The organism is Streptomyces albiaxialis, from assembly GCF_039530985.1.
GTDB lineage: Bacteria > Actinomycetota > Actinomycetes > Streptomycetales > Streptomycetaceae > Streptomyces > Streptomyces albiaxialis.
This window is the reverse complement of record NZ_BAAAPE010000025.1, coordinates 151975-168620: the sequence shown is the minus strand read 5'-3', so window position 1 is coordinate 168620 and position 16646 is coordinate 151975. Positions and strand designations below refer to the sequence as shown.

The window sequence follows — 16646 nt, the reverse complement described above, 5'->3', positions numbered from 1 at the left end:
CGCATACGTCCAACAACGCCCCCCATCCACCAACGCCACACCAGACGGCACCACCACCCCACCACCCACCACAGACCGGTGCACGAGGGTGCCGTCACCGGCCGAGGGTGTTCCGGCGCCGGACCAGTGCGCGGGGGTGCTCCCCTCGCTCCCCAGCGAGGCGACCGCCGTGCCGGGGGCGGCCACGGCCTCGGCCACGAGGGTCTCGAAGAGCCGGGCGTAACCGGCGACGGTCGTCGCGTCCAGCCGGGCCGGGTCGAAGTGGAGGACGCCCTGTACGCCCTCGTCCACCTCCCCGGCCTGCAGGCGCAGCGGGAGCTGGGCCACCTGCTGACGCACCGGAACCGGGTGGGTGTCGTAACCCGCGAACCGGACGGTCCCCAGGTCCCCGAGGACCGCGCGCGTGCCGTCGGCGAGCCGGCCGGTCTCGAACTGGAAGCTCACCTGGTAGAGCGACTGGCCCGACGTGGCGGATCCCGGCGTCAGCCGTCCCAGCACCTCGGGGGTGGGCAGCGCCCGGTGCCGGACGGCGTCGAGGTGGGCGGCCCGGGTGGCGTCGAGGACGGTGCCGAAGGTGGCCTCGCCGGTGACCGGGGTGCGGATCAGCACGGAGTTGGTGAAGTGCCCGACGGTCCGCTTGAAGGAGCTCTTCCGGCCCTCCACGGGAAACCCGACGACGATGTCGTCGCTGCCGGTCAGCTTGTGCAGCAGCACGTTGAAGACGGCGAGCAGGACGCCCGCGGTGGTGCTGCGCCGTTCCCCGGCCAGCTCCCGTACCCGGGACACGACGTCGGGGTCGAGCGCGAACCGGACGTGTGCCGGTGCTCCCGGGTCGGCGACCGGGCGGGGGGCGGTCATGCCCGGCAGGTCGAGGGCGAACCGGCAGCCGGCGAGCTGCCCCTCCCAGTAGCGCCGCGAGGCCGCCGCGCGAGGGCTGTCAAGAAATTCCCGCTCGGCAGTCACATGGCGTGCGTACGAGGTGTCAGGTCCGGCGGGAAGTACGGACGTGACGTCGCCCTCGGACCGGTAGACCGTGAGGAGATCGTCGATGACGAGGAACAGGGAGCTCATGTCCCCCGCGATGTGGTGCAGGACGAGCTGCAGGGTCGTGGCGCCCTCGTCGCGGTAGACGAACAGGCGCGCGGGGGCCTCGCTGTCCAGGGCGAACGCGCGCTCGTAGTCCCGAGTGGCGAGCAGCCGCAGCTCCTCGGCGCCGATCCCCGGCGTCTCGCGCACGGTGAGGGGCGGTTCGGCCGCGAACCAGCGCTGCGCGGGCACGTCGCCCCGGGCCGTGATCACGCCACTGAGAACGGGGTGACGGGCGCTGACGGCCTCCCAGGCACATCGCAGCCGTGCCATGTCAAACCGCTCCATGACTGTGACACACCCGGTAACGTGATATGCGGGCGAGTCAGGCGCAAGAAGCTGCAAGAAGTGGAGCGAGGCCTGCCCCGCGGAAAGCGGTACGACGCTCTCCGCGTCCGTCTCACGGCCCCGTCTCCCAGGCTCCGAGGCGCTCTTCTGGCCATGCACGACAGCCATTCCGACTCACATCCCCCGTGCTGTCACAGAACTTGACGACATCCGTCACGTGAAGCACAACACTAGACATACACTTGTCAAATCTCAAGCAGGATCTGACAGGCTGCGTGACAGCGTGCCTTGACCTGCGTCAACCCGGGGCGTGTCTCGATCGGCACCCTCGGCGGGGGCGGATTCGACACCTCCATGACGCTCGCCATACGCTGCCAGCGCATCTCGTTGACGCTGCCCGTTCGCACCGGGAACGCCACCGGGATCGGCCCATGCGGCCGGGCCACACAACAGCCGCTCGCCCTCTTTCGCGCAGGCCGGGGGCGGTCCCGGAGGATGAGAAGATGATTGAACAGCCCGCCTTTGGACGCAGACTTCGAAAGCTGCGAGTACAGCGCGGTCTGTCCCAGAGCGAACTGGCCGGAGCCGACGTGTCGGCCAGCTACGTGTCCCGGGTGGAGAGCGGCGGACGTTCGCCCAACGACCTGATCGCCACACTCTTCGCACGCCGGCTCGAAGTGCCGCTCGAAGCCTTGACAGGCCATGACTCCGAGGATGTCGCCGAGCACCGCAGCCGACGCCTCGATGTCGCGGGCCAGTTGCTCGCGGCGCGCGCGCTCCGCAAGGACGGCGAACTGGCCGAGGCGGCGGAGATGCTGCGCGGCATCAACGCCGAGAGTCACGGGCACACCGAGGACGACCTGCTCTGGGAGGCCGCCTGGCTGCTCGCCGAGGTCCTCCGGGAACTGGGCCACACCGACGAGGAGCACGCGGTGCTCACCGGGCTGGCCGACACCGCCCTGTCGCGCGAGGCACCCCGGCTCGCCGCCCGGGTCGCCACGGCCCTCTCCGAGAACCTCCGCCGCCAGGGACGTCTCGGGGAGTCCGTACGGGTCGCGGAGAGCGCGGTGGCCGACATGGTCACCCTGGCTCCGACCGCCCACGAGCGGGTGAACGCCATGCTCGCGCTGCTCAACGCCTATGCCGACAGCGGAGAGCTGGAGAACGCCACCAGCATCGCCGACGCCCTCCAGGAGATCGCCGAGGAGATCCCCTCGCGTCAGTTGCGCGGCCATGTCCACTGGGCGACCGGCAGCACGTGCTACCTGCGCGGACTGCCGCAGGAGGCGGCCCGTCTCCACGAGGCGGCCTTCGGCTGTCTGCGCCCGGAGGTGAACCTCGCGGACTGGGCGCGGCTGTGCCGGACGTCCGCCGCGCTCCGCCTGGAGCACGACCACTCGGACGAGGTCCTGGAGCAGGCGTCGGCCCTGCTGGCGCGCGCCCGTCAGGCCGTCGAACTCATCAGCCTCAACGGCGACATGGACGACCTCCTGCTGGCCGAGGCGCAGCTCGCGCTGCGGCAGGGGCGGCCGGACCGCGTGCTGGAGATCACCGGCCAGGTGCGGGGCCGAGGCTCCGAACTGCCGCTGGCCAAGCACGGGCAGTGCGATCTGCTGGCCGCGCGGGCCCACGCCCTGAACGGGGACGTCAAGGCGGTCATGGAGTGCTACCGGCAGGCCGCGATGACCCTGGAACGGGTGGGTGCCTACCGCAAGTCCTCCGAGACCTGGCGGAAGTTGAGCGAAATGCTTGCGGCCGACGGCTCCGGGAAGGAGCCGTCGGCCTGACCGACCGATCGAGCCGGACGCGGGGGATGTATCCCGGTTCGATCAGCCGGCGTTCCAGAGGGCCGCGCCCACATGCGGGGTGAACGTCCACGCGTGCAGGCCGGTGACGGCCCCGGCGGCGGCCACGGCGGCCACCGTCTCGCGCCCCGACGGGAGGTCGCGCACATGGACCTCGATGACCCCGCCGCCGTGCGGGAGCGGCACGGCCACCGTGCCCTTGCCGTCCTCCAGGAGGACGTCCACCTCGTCCGGCGGGACGCGCAGCCCGTAGCCGACCGCGCGGAGCACGGCCTCCTTGCGGGCCCACAGTCCGAGGAAGAACATCTGCCGCGCGGAGGGGGACAGCCGCCGCAGCAGCCGCATCTCCCCCTCGGTCAGGGCCAGATGGAGGTCCTCGTTGTACGTCACTTCGCTGTCATGGATGTCCACGCCGACCTCGCTCTTCCGCGATACGGCGACCAGGAGCTCGCCCTCCGCGTAGGAGACGCTGAAGCAGACCTCCCGGTCCACCAGCGCGAGCCTTCCGTGCTCGGTGCGGCAGAACTCGATCCCGGCCGGGTGGCGGTCGAGCACCCAGCCGAGCACTCGGCGGGTCAGGGCTCTGGCGCACAGGAACGCCCGGCCGTCGCCGGGCCTGTCCAGCGCTTCGGCCATGACCAGCTCGTCCTCGCTGACCAGACGAGCCGCCTCGTCGGCAGCCTGCGGCGAGAGGTCCAGACGGGACCTGAACACATGCAGTTCCCCCGACCGCACTCTCAGGCCGCACGGGACCGGAGCCCACTCACCCATCAGGAATCTCCTTCGTTTGCTGCCCCCACGGCGGGGGTGGGAGAGCAGGCTCATGACGGGCCTGCTCTCCCCTCGGGAGCGATCAATCGTTGGAGGCGGCCGGGGCCTGCGGTGAGTTGTGCCGCGCGGGCCAGGCTCGTTTGCCGAAGAGGGCGAGTGCGGCGGGCAGCAGCACGCCGCGGATCAGCGTGGCGTCGAGGAGGATGGCGACGGCGAGTCCCACTCCGAGCTGCTTCATGTCGAGGGTCGAGAGCGTCGCGAAGACGGCGAAGACGGCGACCATGATCACAGCGGCCGTGGTGACGACGCCCGCGGAGGAGAGGATTCCGTGCCTGATGGCGGCGTGTGCGGAGCCCCCCAGCCGGACGCCCTCGCGCACCCTGCTCAGCACGAACACGTGGTAGTCCATGGACAGTCCGTACAGGACGACGAAGAGGATGAGCGGAAGCCAGGAGACCACCGCTCCGTTCGACTCGAAACCGAGCGGCCCCTCGGCCCACTTGTGCTGGAAGACCAGCACGAGCACGCCGTAGGCGGCGGCGACGGACAGCACGTTGAGCGCGGCCGTCAGCAGGGCGAGGATCACCGACCGGAAGGCCAGGAACATCACGCCCAGGCAGAGCAGGGTGACGAAGCCGATCACGAGGGGCAGCCGGTCGCGCAGCGTGTCGGAGAAGTCCTCCGAGAAGGCGGTCACGCCGCCGACGGCCCACTCCTCGACCTCGGCGCCCTTCATGGCCTCGGGCGCCAGGTCCGAACGCAGCAGGTCCAGCGTCTCCTTCGCCTCCGTGCTGCCGGGTTCGCCCTCGACATGCAGTTCGAGCCGCGAGACGTCGCCGTCCTTGGACAGGGTGATGTCCGGCTTGGAGGACTCGGCGAACCGCCCCGTCTCCATGGCCTTCTCGTGCAGTCCGGTCAGCGTCTCGGCCACCTCGCCGGACCGGCTCTTGTCGGCCTCGACCGCCACCGCGTGCGCGGTTCCCTCGGTGGGGAAGGCCTCGACCACGCGGTCGTACGTCTGCATGATCGCGTACGAGCGCGGCAGGTCCTCGTCGCCCGGCATCTTCAGCTTCATGCCGAGGGCCGGCGCGGCCAGCGCGAGCATCGCCGCGACACCGAGGCACAGGAACACGGCCGGCGCCTTCAGCACGGGACGCAGCACCGCGCCCCACAGCCTGCTCTCGTCCCGCGCCGCGGTACGCCGCCACAGCACCGGGATCCGCGGCCGGTCGATCTTCTCGCCGAGGCCCGCGAGCGCGGCGGGCAGCACGGTCAGCGATCCGGCCACGGCCACCAGCACGACCAGGATGGTGCCGAGGGCGAGCGAGTAGAACAGCATGTTGCCTGAGAGGAACATGCCGCCCATCGCGAACGCCACCGTGAGACCGGAGATCATGACGGCCCGGCCCGAGGTGGCCGCGGCGACGCGCAGCGCGGCGTCGGCGGTGGTTCCGCGTGCCCGTTCCTCGCGGTGACGGCGGATGTAGAAGAGCGAGTAGTCGACGCCGACGGCCAGGCCCATCAGCAGGATCAGGCTCGCCTGGTTCGCGTCGACGGGGACCAGCAGCGAGGTGACGCCCGCCAGGCCCAGCGCGAAGACGACCGAGGTGATCCCGAGCAGCACGGGAAGGCCGGCCGCGAGCAGCGCCCCGAAGGCCACCAGCAGGATGATCAGGGTGAGCGGCACGCTGATGAACTCCGCGCGCTGGAAGTCGGCCCCGAGCTGCTTGCTCAGCTCCTTCGTGACGGATCCCTTGCCCATCTGTTCGATGCGCAGATCGTCATGGGCCTTCTGTTCCGCCTCGGTCTCCTCGAGCATGGGGCCGACGACCTGTTTCGGCTTCTTCTTGTCGTCGCCGGTGCCGAGTTCGAGGGTGACGGGCACGAGGACGCTGCGCCCGTCCTTCGAGGTGACCGGATCACCGACCTCTCCCACATCGTCCACGGAGCCGTAGCGCTTGCGCAGCGAGTCGACGACGGCATCGGCCTCGCCGTCGCGCAGCGTCCCGCTGCGGGCCTGGATCAGCACCCTCTCGATGCCGTCGTCGGCGAAATCCGCGTCGTCCAGCATGCGTTCGGCCACCGCGGACTCTCCCGTGAGGCCGTCGGCGTCATCCTGTTCCTTTACGCCCGTGAACGTGCTCGCCGCGTAGGCGAGGATCACTAAGGCGATCCAGAGCACCATGGTGAGCTTGCGGTGCGCCATACTCCAGGCTGCCGTTCGCTCTACGAACCCGCGCGGTGACGGGGGAGCTGCCGACTGCGCGGCGCGCTCACGCACAGCACTCTTCTCTTCGGTGAAGGACATCGTGAAGGCTCCTCAGAAGGGGTACAGCGTGAACCTACGCAGCGCCCCCCTGGACCGTCGGGCGTGCAGTCACCCGTCCCGCTGTGGTGGTGCCACTACCGGGAATGGGAGCGCCAGCACGCTCGGAACGGCCGTTCCCCGGAACCTAGAATCCGGGATAGCCGATTTGAGACCGGGAAGTGCTATGAGGCTGAGACCACCGCGGATCCGAGCGGCCCTCTACCGGGCCGCGCGGCGTCTGCTGACCCGGGAAGTGCGCGACGACCTGCTGCAGTTGCTGACCACCCTCGCCATGTCGGCGGTCTACTGGGTGCCCGTCACGCTGTTCACGCTCGGCGCCGCCCTGACCCCGGTGCTCCTGCTCGGCCTTCCGCTGCTCCCCCTCTCGATGAAGCTGGCCGACTGGATCGCCCGGCTCGACCGCCAGCGCCTCTACCTCCTGCGGGGGGTGGAGATCGAGATGCCGGCGAACCCGTCCGACGGCCGGCTGAAGGAGCGCCTGGCGCGGCTCTTCGGGCGGCGGGCCTGGCGCGAGCTGGGCTACACCGTCTTCATGTCGCTGTGGGCGCTGGGAGCGGGCGGCATGGTCATGGTGGTGCTCGCCGCCGGGCTGCTGCTGACGCTGCTGGCCTTCTTCGGTCCGCTGCTGCCGGACGGCGTCTCGCTGCTCGGCATCGAGCTGGGGACCGCTCTCGGCGCCGTGCTCTGCGGGGTGGTGGGCCTGCTCCTGCTCGCGGCCGGCACCTGGCTCGGCGGGCCGCTGGCCCGCGCCGAGTCCGCCTTGGTCGGCCGGATGCTGGGCGCCAACCAGGTCGACCATCTCGTGCGCCGGATGATCGACCTGGAGGACAGCCGTTCGCGGATGGTCGACGCGGCGGAGATGGAGCGGCAGCGCATCGAGCGCGATCTTCACGACGGAACGCAGCAGCGTCTACTCTCGGTGGCAATGAATCTGGGACGGGCCAAGTCACGCTTCGAACGGGACCCCGACAAGGCCCGGCGGCTGCTGATGTCCGCGCACGAGGAGGCCAAGGCAGCGATGCAGGAGCTGCGTGACGTCACGCGCGGCCTGCACCCCGCCATCCTCACGGAGCAGGGCATGGAGCCCGCGCTGGCCACCATCGCGGCCCGCTGTCCCGTTCCGGTCGACCTGTCGGTGCGGCTGCCGGAGCGCCCCAGCCCGCGTGCCGAGGCCGTGGCGTACTACGTGGTCTCGGAGCTGCTCACCAACATCGCCAAACACGCCGGTGCCACCCGCGCCGTGGTCAAGGTCTTCGCCGAGGACGGTCTGCTGCGGCTCACGGTCACCGACGACGGGATCGGCGGCGCCGATCCGGATTTGGGCTCGGGCATCCGCGGGCTGCGGGACCGGATCCACGCGGTCGACGGGCACCTCACGCTCACCAGTCCGTTCGGCGGCCCGACCACCGTCGGGGTCACCCTTCCCTGGAGGGCATAGCGACATGTTGCGCGTCGTGATCGCGGAGGACTCGATCCTCCTGCGCACCGGCCTCGCCAAACTGCTCGCGGACGAGGACATCGATGTCGTCGGGGAGGCCGGCGACGCGGACGAGCTGCTCGCCCTGGTCGCCGACCGCGACCCCGACCTGTGCCTGGTGGACGTGCGCATGCCGCCCACCCACACCGACGAGGGGCTGCGCGCCGCCCTGACGATCCGGGCCTCGGAGCCCAACCGCCCGGTCCTCGTCCTGTCCCAGTACGTGGAGGCGCAGTACGCCTCCAAGCTGCTCGCGCACGGCAGCGTGGGGCTCGGCTATCTCCTCAAGGACCGCGTGGCGGACGTGGACGAGTTCGTGGCCACGCTGCACCGTGTCGCCGAGGGCAGTACCGCCATCGACTCGGACGTGGTCACCCAGATCTTCGCCGGTCACCAGAAGAACGACAGCCTGGCGGCGCTGACCGAGCGGGAGGGCGAGGTCCTCGCGCTGATGGCCGAGGGGCTCAGCAACAACGGGCTCGCCGCGCGCCTGTGCATCACCGAACGTGCCGTCGAGAAGCACATCCGCTCGATCTTCACCAAGCTCGATCTGCTCCCGGACGAGCAGGACCACCGCCGCGTCCGGGCCGTTCTGCAGTATCTCGACTCCCTCTCGAACCGCGGAGGATGAGCCAGACATGAGCCCGACGTCCGCGCGATCGTCAGAACCGGAGTCAGAGATGCCCGAGACCCTCGACTCGGCCTCCTCGCCCTCCCCCTCCCCTTCCTCGCCGTCTTCGGCGTCGGGCCGCCCGGAGCGCTCCGGGCGTCCGCTCGTGCGGCGCGTGGTCCGTATCGCCGCCCTCCTGACCGGGCTCACGCTCGTCGGCGGCGCCGCCTGGTACGCGCTGCTGTTCCTGGTCACCCGCACCGATACCGCCACCGAGCCGATCGACCCGTCGGTGCGGTCCGTGGAGGTGGACATCAGCAGCGGCGACGTGGAGATCGACGTGGTGGGAAGCGGCGAGAAGACCGAGCTGCACAAGGAGCTGACCAAGTCGCTGCGCTCGCCCGACGAGGACATCGAGCGGAAGGGCGACAGCCTCAGCATCAGCGCCGACTGCGGGGAGGGCGTGGGCCAGTGCGCCTCGGACTACCGCCTGACCGTGCCGGCCGACACCCGGGTGAAGGTCGTCAGCCGCATGGGCGACGTCTCGGTGAAGGGGGTCGAGGGGTCCGTCGAGGGACGTACCCGGGTGGGCAGCGTCGACGTGCGGCACGTCTCCGGCGACCGGATCGTCGCCACGAGCAAGACCGGGGACGTCACGCTCAAGGACGTCAAGTTCGGTACGGCCGAGGCGCGTTCGAAGCTCGGGGGTGTCCGCGTCGAGGACATCTCCCCCTTCGAGAAGGTGACCGCCGTCAGCAAGATGGGGGACGTGGAGCTGCATCTCCCCTCGGACGCCGGCCCGTTCGATGTGAACGCCGAGACCCGTGTGGGCGACCGGAAAGTGACGGTGGATCAGGACTCGTCGTCCGGTGCCGCCGTGGAGGCCCGCACGAAGATCGGCGATGTGACCATTCGCGAGGGCTGACCCCCGCGGCCTCGCGAATGCCGGTGGCCGGCGCCGTCTCGGCGCCGGCCACCACCCTGTGCGGCTCCCGTGGGGCTCAGCCGAGGCGGAAGCCGGGGTCGGCGCCGATCTCGCGGACGTCCATCTGCGCACGCTGCAGGGTTCCCGCGTAGTCCCAGTTCACGGACTGCCAGGACGTGAACTGGTCGAGGACCCAGATGCCGGACTGCCGACTCCCGTTGCCGGACAGCCCGTTGCCGCCGAACGGCAGATGGGCCTCCGCGCCGACCGTCGAGTTGTTCACGCTGATCATGCCCGCCGAGCACCGCTCGCGGAAGGCGAACGCCGTTCGCGGGGAGTCGGTGTAGATCGCGGCCGAGAGGCCGTACCCGTGCCCGTTGGCGAGCCGGACGGCCTCGTCGAAGCTCCCGTACTCCATGACCGACACGAGCGGCCCGAACGTCTCGGTCCGGTACAGCTCGTCCTCCGGCCGGACCCCGGCCACGATCGTCGGGTGCGCGTACACGCCGGTGTCCGGGTCCCCCGCGAAGTTCTTGCGCGGGCTGTCCCCCGTGATGCGGCCGGTGGCGGTGGAGCCCGACAGCCGGTGGTGCGGCCGGACCAGCTCCAGGGAGGAGAGGAAGCCCTGGAGATAGCGTTCGCCGATGAGCGGGCCGTAGAACACCTCGTCCCGGCGGGGGTCGCCCACGACCAGGTCCTCCACGGCGGCGCCGAGGCGCGCGAGGAACTCGTCGTGCACCGCGCGGTGGGCGAGCACCGTGCCCAGCGAGGTGCAGCGCTGACCGGCCGTGGCGAAGCCGCTGAACAGCGCCCCCTGGACCGCGAGATCCAGATCGGCGTCCTCGGCGACCACCAGGGGGTTCTTGCCGCCCAGTTCGAGGCACGGGGACTGCAGGTGCCGTCCGGCCAGCTCGCTCACGCGGCGGCCCGCGGCGGTCGACCCCGTGAAGCCGATCTTCTGGACCAGCCCCTCCTCCAGGCACTGCCCGAGCCCCGCGTACGTGGTGTCGCCGTCGGCGTGCACCAGGCGCAGCACGTCCTCCGGGACGCCGGCGGCGCGGAAGAGCGCGAGGAGCGCCTCGGCCACGGCGGCGGCCGACTCCGAGGGCTTCCACACCACCGTGTTGCCGCAGAGCAGCGCCGGGACGAGATACCACGAGGGCACCGCGGCCGGGAAGTTCGCCGCGGTGATCACCATGGCGGTGCCCAACGGCTTGCGGTAGGTGAAGAGCTGCTTGTCGGGCATCTCGCTGGGCACCGTCTGCCCGTACAGCCGCCGGCCTTCGCCGAGGAAGAAGTCGCAGGTGTCGATGACCTCCTGCACCTCGCCGAGCGCCTCTCCGTACGGCTTGCCGATCTCGCGGGTGATCAGCCCGGCCAGTGCCTCCTTGTTACGGGCCACGAGCCGCCCCGTGTTCTGGACGGTCCGCCCGCGGAGCGGCGCGGGCCAGGCGGCCCATTCCGGCTGCGCGCCGTGCGCGGCCCGTGCGGCCGCGACCAGCTCTTCCACTCCCCCGAGGGGCCGTTCGACCACGATGTCCGTCAGGTCCGCCGGGTTCCGGGACACGATCAGCCGTGCGCCGGAGGCGTGCGTCGGCTCAGGCATCGTGCCGCTCCGCCGGCTCGCTCTCCGTGAGGAGGAACTTGGTGAGCTGGGTGAGGGTGGGGTGGTCCCAGACGGCCGTCGGGTCGATACGGATGCCCAGTTCGTCCTCCACGTCCGCGGTGAAGGCCACCACCGCGATGGAGTCCAGTCCGTACTCGCCGAGGTCCTGGTCCGGGTCCACCGTTCCGTCCAGGTCCGGCACGTACTCGCCGACCCGCTCGATGAGCCAGCTCCGCAGCTCGTCGAAGGATGTGACAGCGGGGTTGCCCATGTGATCGCTCCTCAAGGTTCGAATGTCGCTGTTGGCGGTCTGGTCCGTCATCGGTAGCGGCGCCCGGAGACTCCGAAGCCGACCGTGCGCCGCTCCCGGTCCAGCAGTTCGTCGACGAGCCCGCCCTCCAGCTCGTACGGCACGTCCCGGGGGCTTCCGGCGGCGACACCGGCCAGCCTGGTCAGCGCCGCGACGAGCCACTCGGGGCGGGCGAGGAAGCCGTCCGCCGGTGCGTGCCGCCAGACCCCGACACAGGCGGCGGCGGCCAGCACGGTGGTGTACCGGGCCGCGAGGTCCCGCACGGCCACGGGGGCGGCGATCGACAGGTCCCGGGGTTTGAGCCCGGCGCATGCCTCGGCGAGCGAGGCGAGCTGGTCCGCCTGCGCCTCGACCAGCGGGCGCAGCGGGCCGGGGAGTTCGTCGTCCAGCGCGGCGCCGAGCGACAGCGCGAGCCCGTCCTGTCCCCCGGAGACCAGGCTCAGTCCCGGCAGGTCCAGCGGCGGCACCGCGTGGTCCGCCACGAACAGCTCTGCGGGCGCGGGACCGGAGCCGGGACCGGGACCGGAGCCGGGACCCGGGCCGGTGCCAGGACGGGGGCCGGGCTTCCCCCATGCCCGGCGGGCGAGGACCGGAAGCTGCGGGAGCACCGCGGAGAGGCAGGCCGCGCGGGCGATGTGGCCGAAGGCGACGGGTTTGATGTCCCGCACGGTCTTCTGGAACACCGCGTGCTCCCCGTCCCGGCGGTAGAACTCGGACCCCATCACGAGCGACAACTGCTCGACGGCATCGAGCAGCACCCCCGCCAGCAGGTACTTCACGGCGGGCGCGTACACACTGCCCGACGCGGGAAGCACGTGCAGCGACCGGGCGGCCACGTTCGAGAACGCCTCGCAGACGAGCAGGTCGGTGAAGGCGTTGGCCAGGGTGGTCCGCACCATGGGGATGTCCGCGGCGGTACGGCCGTAGAGCCGCCGGCCGCGCACATGGCGCAGCGTGACGCGCAACGCGGTGTCCAGCATCGCCGTGCTCATGCCCGGCAGGGCCATGCGGGTGAGCTGGAAGGCGCGCGCGACCGTCTCCATGCCGGTGCCCGTGGGGCCCAGCAGCGCGTCCCGGTCCACGGGCGCGCCGTCCACCTCGATCCCGCCCAGGCGCACTCCGCGCATCCCGACGGAGCGGAACCGCGGCAGGAACCGCGCCCTGGCCGGGTCGATGCCCGTCACGGGCACGAATAGCTGGGACGTGGAGCGCGGGCCCCCGGCGGGGTCGGTGCGGGCCAGGAACACCACCGCGTCCGCCCGGTCGAGATTGGTGATCGACTCCTTGCGGCCGTTCAGCATCAGCGCGTTCCCGGCGGGGGTCGCCGAGAACTCCACGGAGCCGATGTCGTTGCCGTGCGCCAGCTCGTGGAAGGCGCACGAGATCTTGCCGCCCGCCAACAGCAGCTTGGCCGCGTCCTGGCGCTGCTCCTCGCTGCCCGCCGTCCAGACGTTGACCGCGCCGAGCAGCGAGCTGGAGCAGTGTCCGAGGCCGAGGCTCGGGTCGCGCCGGTAGACGGACCGCATGAGCTCGACCAGGTGATCCACGCGTTCCAGACGGCCGCCGAGCCCTCGCGGCACGAACTCGGCCAGGATCCCGTAGTCGTCGAGGACGGCCCTGCCTCCGCTCGGGGTCTCCTCGCGCTCGTCCGCGGCCACGATCGCCGCGAAGCCCGCCGGGTTGTCCGGGTCCCAGGGGTCGCCGAGCCTCGCCTCCAGCTCGTCCACGCGCGTGTCGATGCCGGTCATACGGGGACCCCCGCTCTGCTGCCGAACAGTGAGACATCGGTGCCGTCCCCGCTCAGCAGCCGCTCGCAGAGCTGGTCGTATGCCGCTGACGCGTCCGGCGTCGGCAGCCCGAGGCCGTGCAGCACCAGGGTGAGGCAGCCGCGCAGCCAGTCCCCGCCGTCCCACCACGTACGGCCGTGGCGGGACGGGTTCGCGGCCCACACCCCCAGGGCGGCGGCACCGGCGAAGCACCACTCGTAGCGCTCCGCAAGGCGCATGACCTCGGTCGACGGGGGCCCGGCGGAGGGGCGGACCCGGGACAGGGGCCCGGCCAGCTCCCGGTAGGCGTCCAGCAGCCGGGGGGCCAGGGTGTCGGTGGCCGCGTCCGGCTCGGACGAGCGTCGGGACACGAGGTCCGCGAGGCCGTTGAGCAGGGTGTCGCCCCGCGTCATCATCCGCAGCCGCGAGGGGTCCAGCGCGGCGGTCCCGGCGTCCTCCCGCAGCCACTCGTACACGGGCCGGCCGGCCGGACCCGCGGGACGGCGGCCGGGACGGAGCAGGCGGAGCTGCTGCGCGAGGCCGCCGCGGTTGACCCAGGTGCTGCCGTCGAAGATGGAGACGATCTGGTGGTCGCGCTCGATCTTCGCGAAGCCTCCGTAGCTCTCGACCTCCGTCAGGAAGCCGCGTGCGCCGAGGAGTTCGCTGACGAGCCGGAGCTGGCCCTGGACGAGCGTCGGGACCAGCGCCTTGGTGACGGCGGACACCACGCTCAGCTCCTCGGGCACCTCGTGTGCCGCGCGCGCCGCGGCGTACGCGACCGCCTCGGCGAGCAGGAGGCGGGCCACCGCCTGGCCCGCCATGGCGCGGGCGTGCGGCAGGTCCACCAGGCGCCGTCCGTGCAGCCGGCGTTCGAGGAGGAAGCGCCGCGCCAGCCGCAGCGCGTGGTCCCCGGCGCCCAGCGAGAGCGCGACGCACGAGGTGCGGGTCAACTGGAGGGCCTTGAGGACCAGTTCCAGCCCCTCCCCCTCGGTGCCGACGAGCGCGTGGGCGGGCACGCGGGCGTCGCGGAACGCGACGCCGCTGATGTCCGCGCCCCGGATGCCGTGCGTGGGCATCTTCGGCAGGTGCCGCACCGTTCCCGGTGCGGTGGAGCGCTTGTCGACCAGGAAGACGCTGAATCCGCGCGGCCCTCCGGCGGGGTCGGTGCGCGCCAGCACCGTCGCGAGGCGCCCCCGCGTCGCGTTGTTCACGGGCCATTTGCTGCCGGACAGGGACCAGCCGGATCCGGTACGGGTGGCCGTCAGCTCCCCCGCGAGCAGGTCGCTGCCGCCGCCGGGTTCGGTGAGCCCCCAGGCGACGGCCTCGCCCGCCATGATGTGCCCCGCGAGCCGGGTGCCGAGATCGCTGTCCCCCGACGTCCATACGGACGCGGCGCCGAGGAAGGTCTTGCCGTGCGCGACCGCGGTGGTCAGGTCCCGTGCCGCCACCGTGCGCAGCAGGGCCTGCATCTCGTCCAGCCGGTCCAGACGGCCTCCGTACGGGACGGGAACATAGTGGTCGGCCAGTCCCCACTGGTCGAGCGCCGCGCAGGCCTCGGCGGGGAAGGACTCCGCCTCGTCGTGCGCGGTCAGCAGCGCGGGGTCGAAGGGGCCGCCCTGCCGGGACCAGTCCTCGACCACCTCGGCGAACCGGGCCGGGCCCCTCACGACTCCCCCGCTCCCGAGGCGGTCGGCGCGGCCTGGGGCCGGTAACCGTCCGCCCACAGCGGTTCCAGTTCGCCGCGCAGGTAGAGCTCGCGCATGGTGGAGCGCTGGACCTTGCCGCTCGTCGTACGCCGGACCCCGCCCCGTCGCATGAGCAGGACAGAGTGGGCCTTCAGGCCGAACTCGCGGGAGATCGTGCTCCGCAGGCGCGCGGCGAGCTGGGCCAGCTCCTCGTCGGGTGAGCGGCGGCGGACCTCGTGGATCACGACGAGCCGTCCCTCGTCGTCCTCGGGGGTGGCGACGGAGACGACCGAGCCGACGGCGTCGCGCAGTTGCGGGTGCTGCTCGCGCAGTTCGTGCTCGATGTCGTGGGGGTAGATGTTGCGGCCGCGGATGATCATCAGTTCCTTGATCCGCCCCGTCACGTACAGCTCCCCGCCGATGAGCACGCCGAGGTCCCCGGTGCGCATGAAGCCGCCCTCGCCGCCGACGCGGCGGTCGAAGGCGGCGCCGGTCGCCTCCTCGTTGCGCCAGTAGCCGTGGACGACCGACGGGCCGCGCAGCCAGATCTCGCCGACCTGGCCGGACGGCAGCTCCCGCAGGGTCCGCGGGTCGACGATCCGGGCGTCCATGTCGAGCACTTCGCCGCAGCTCACCAGCTCCGCGGGCGCGTCGTCGCCGGTGGCGGGCTCCACCCGGTCCTGCTCCAGCGCGGCGGCGTCGCAGCGCAGCACGACGGGCGTACGGCGCGGCGAGGCGGACACCAGCAGCGTCGCCTCGGCCATGCCGAAGCACGGAACGAACCGGTCCGGCCGGAACCCGGTCGTCCCGAACCGCGCGGCGAAGCTGTTCAGCACGCTCGCCTTGACCGGCTCCGAGCCGCTGACCGCGTACTTCCAGCGGGACAGGTCGATGCCCCGGACGTCCTCCTCGGACAGGCGCGTGACGCACAGGTCGTACGCGAAGTTCGGGGCGGCCGAGAGCGCGATGTCGAAGTTGTCGATCAACTGGAGCCATGTCCGGGGCCGGCGCAGGAAGGCGGAGGGGCTCATCAGAGCCGTGCCGTATCCGGCCAGCAGCGGGGAGAGGATCAGCCCCATGAGGCCCATGTCGTGGTAGTTGGGCAGCCAGCCGCCGAACCGCTCGCCCTCCTCCAGCGGGAAGGCCGCCGCGGTCGTCGCGGCATTCGCCAGCAGGTTGCCATGAGTGACCACGCTGCCCTTGGGGGCGCTCGTGGAGCCGGACGTGTACTGCAGTACGGCCACGCTGTGCTGGTCGCAGTCGTACGGGCGTAAGTCGTCGGCGGGGAGGGTGAGATCGATCCGCTGGGGCAGCACCGGAACCGTGAAGCCGTGCTGCTCCGTCCAGGCGAGCACCTCCTCCTGCTCGCCGGGGGTGGTCAGCACGCATGCGACCTCGGCGTCGTGGGCTATCCCGCGCACACGTTCCCGGTCCTGCCGGTACCGGCCGGGCATCGACGAGGGCACCGCGACCATGCCGGCGTAGAAGCAGCCGAGGACGGAGGCGACGAACTCCGCCGAGGTCGGCTGGAGCAGCAGCACCCGGGAACCCGCGGGGCACGTCTGGAGCAGCTCTCGCGCGACGGTCCGCGCGGCCTGGTCCAGTTCGGCGTAACTGAGGACCTGCGCGCTCGCCGGGTCGGCGGGGTCGCCGACGATGGCGACGGCGGGCCGGTCGCCGCGTTCGCGTGCGTGCAGTTCGAAGACTTCGGACACGCATCTCGCGCCGAGAAGATCAACCATTCTTCGCGCACTCCTGTGTCGAAGGGTCGAGGACGGGGCCGGGCGAGGCGCGCGAGACTGTGTCCTCCAGCGCCATCCGACAGGGAGCGGGGCGCGCGTGGCGTCCCTCAGAACGCCGCCGCCGTCGGTCCAGCCGCCTTGTCGTTCACGGGAGTCGAGCCCCTCGCCGGCCAAGAGACATGCCGCGACGGGGGCGTTGCCCGGACCGGGGACGGGCCCTGCGGCGCGCAGTCCCTCCGCCGGTCA

The 16646-nt window shown here is 71.7% G+C and carries 12 protein-coding genes; 4 read left to right on the top strand and 8 right to left on the bottom strand.

Annotated features, from left to right (window positions below):
• Window positions 1–1542 (bottom strand): condensation domain-containing protein (locus ABD343_RS37200; RefSeq protein WP_344534841.1); only part of this gene is annotated, 1542 nt, incomplete at its 3' end.
• A gap of 263 nt (window positions 1543–1805) precedes the next feature.
• Here ABD343_RS37200 and ABD343_RS37195 point away from each other — a divergent pair.
• A complete protein-coding gene (locus tag ABD343_RS37195; protein WP_344534839.1) occupies window positions 1806–3161 on the top strand; it encodes a helix-turn-helix domain-containing protein in 1356 nt (451 codons plus the stop codon).
• Window positions 3162–3203: 42 nt separating this feature from the next.
• Here ABD343_RS37195 and ABD343_RS37190 read toward each other — a convergent pair whose 3' ends face one another.
• Window positions 3204–3893, bottom strand: a complete 690-nt coding sequence (locus ABD343_RS37190; protein ID WP_344534837.1) for a 4'-phosphopantetheinyl transferase family protein — start codon at window positions 3891–3893, stop codon at window positions 3204–3206.
• Between the two features lie 139 nt (window positions 3894–4032).
• A complete protein-coding gene (locus ABD343_RS37185) occupies window positions 4033–6156 on the bottom strand; it encodes an MMPL family transporter (RefSeq protein ID WP_344534835.1) in 2124 nt (707 codons plus the stop codon).
• A 286-nt stretch (window positions 6157–6442) separates the two neighbouring features.
• Here ABD343_RS37185 and ABD343_RS37180 point away from each other — a divergent pair, with 286 nt between their 5' ends.
• The 3 genes from ABD343_RS37180 to ABD343_RS37170 are packed head-to-tail and all read left to right on the top strand — an operon-like array spanning window position 6443 to window position 9291.
• On the top strand, window positions 6443–7717 hold the full coding sequence (locus ABD343_RS37180) for a sensor histidine kinase (protein ID WP_344534833.1): 1275 nt from the start codon (window positions 6443–6445) through the stop codon (window positions 7715–7717).
• Between the two features lie 4 nt (window positions 7718–7721).
• A complete protein-coding gene (locus ABD343_RS37175; protein ID WP_344534831.1) occupies window positions 7722–8387 on the top strand; it encodes a response regulator transcription factor in 666 nt (221 codons plus the stop codon).
• A gap of 49 nt (window positions 8388–8436) precedes the next feature.
• Window positions 8437–9291 carry a DUF4097 family beta strand repeat-containing protein gene (locus ABD343_RS37170; protein ID WP_344534830.1) on the top strand — a complete coding sequence of 285 codons (855 nt, stop codon included), beginning with the start codon at window positions 8437–8439 and terminating at the stop codon, window positions 9289–9291.
• Between the two features lie 76 nt (window positions 9292–9367).
• Here ABD343_RS37170 and ABD343_RS37165 read toward each other — a convergent pair whose 3' ends face one another.
• From ABD343_RS37165 to ABD343_RS37145, 5 genes are read right to left on the bottom strand one after another with little or no spacing between them, the layout of a single operon-like run.
• The gene (locus ABD343_RS37165) at window positions 9368–10897 is read right to left on the bottom strand and encodes an aldehyde dehydrogenase family protein (RefSeq protein WP_344534828.1); all 1530 of its coding nucleotides are present in this window, start codon (window positions 10895–10897) and stop codon (window positions 9368–9370) included.
• A complete protein-coding gene (locus tag ABD343_RS37160) occupies window positions 10890–11168 on the bottom strand; it encodes an acyl carrier protein (protein WP_344534826.1) in 279 nt (92 codons plus the stop codon). Before ABD343_RS37160 ends, ABD343_RS37165 begins: the two co-directional genes overlap by 8 nt.
• Before the next feature lie 47 nt (window positions 11169–11215).
• Window positions 11216–12955, bottom strand: coding sequence for an acyl-CoA dehydrogenase family protein (locus ABD343_RS37155; RefSeq protein ID WP_344534824.1), 1740 nt, complete (start codon window positions 12953–12955; stop codon window positions 11216–11218).
• Window positions 12952–14640, bottom strand: coding sequence for an acyl-CoA dehydrogenase family protein (locus ABD343_RS37150; RefSeq protein ID WP_344534822.1), 1689 nt, complete (start codon window positions 14638–14640; stop codon window positions 12952–12954). Before ABD343_RS37150 ends, ABD343_RS37155 begins: the two co-directional genes overlap by 4 nt.
• Window positions 14637–16400: a fatty acyl-AMP ligase gene (locus ABD343_RS37145; RefSeq protein ID WP_344534820.1), complete on the bottom strand. Its 1764-nt coding sequence runs from the start codon at window positions 16398–16400 to the stop codon at window positions 14637–14639. Before ABD343_RS37145 ends, ABD343_RS37150 begins: the two co-directional genes overlap by 4 nt.
• Window positions 16401–16646 lie beyond the last annotated feature (246 nt).

What these genes read in the sequence shown, in the direction of transcription:
- ABD343_RS37195 (WP_344534839.1), top strand. Translation starts at nt 1,806, where the DNA reads ATGCGGCCGGGCCACACAACAGCCGCTCGCCCTCTTTCGCGCAGGCCG.
- ABD343_RS37185 (WP_344534835.1), bottom strand. Translation starts at nt 6,156, where the DNA reads ATGGCGCACCGCAAGCTCACCATGGTGCTCTGGATCGCCTTAGTGATC.
- ABD343_RS37180 (WP_344534833.1), top strand. Translation starts at nt 6,443, where the DNA reads ATGAGGCTGAGACCACCGCGGATCCGAGCGGCCCTCTACCGGGCCGCG.
- ABD343_RS37175 (WP_344534831.1), top strand. Translation starts at nt 7,722, where the DNA reads ATGTTGCGCGTCGTGATCGCGGAGGACTCGATCCTCCTGCGCACCGGC.
- ABD343_RS37170 (WP_344534830.1), top strand. Translation starts at nt 8,437, where the DNA reads ATGCCCGAGACCCTCGACTCGGCCTCCTCGCCCTCCCCCTCCCCTTCC.
- ABD343_RS37165 (WP_344534828.1), bottom strand. Translation starts at nt 10,897, where the DNA reads ATGCCTGAGCCGACGCACGCCTCCGGCGCACGGCTGATCGTGTCCCGG.
- ABD343_RS37160 (WP_344534826.1), bottom strand. Translation starts at nt 11,168, where the DNA reads ATGGGCAACCCCGCTGTCACATCCTTCGACGAGCTGCGGAGCTGGCTC.
- ABD343_RS37155 (WP_344534824.1), bottom strand. Translation starts at nt 12,955, where the DNA reads ATGACCGGCATCGACACGCGCGTGGACGAGCTGGAGGCGAGGCTCGGC.
- ABD343_RS37145 (WP_344534820.1), bottom strand. Translation starts at nt 16,400, where the DNA reads ATGGTTGATCTTCTCGGCGCGAGATGCGTGTCCGAAGTCTTCGAACTG.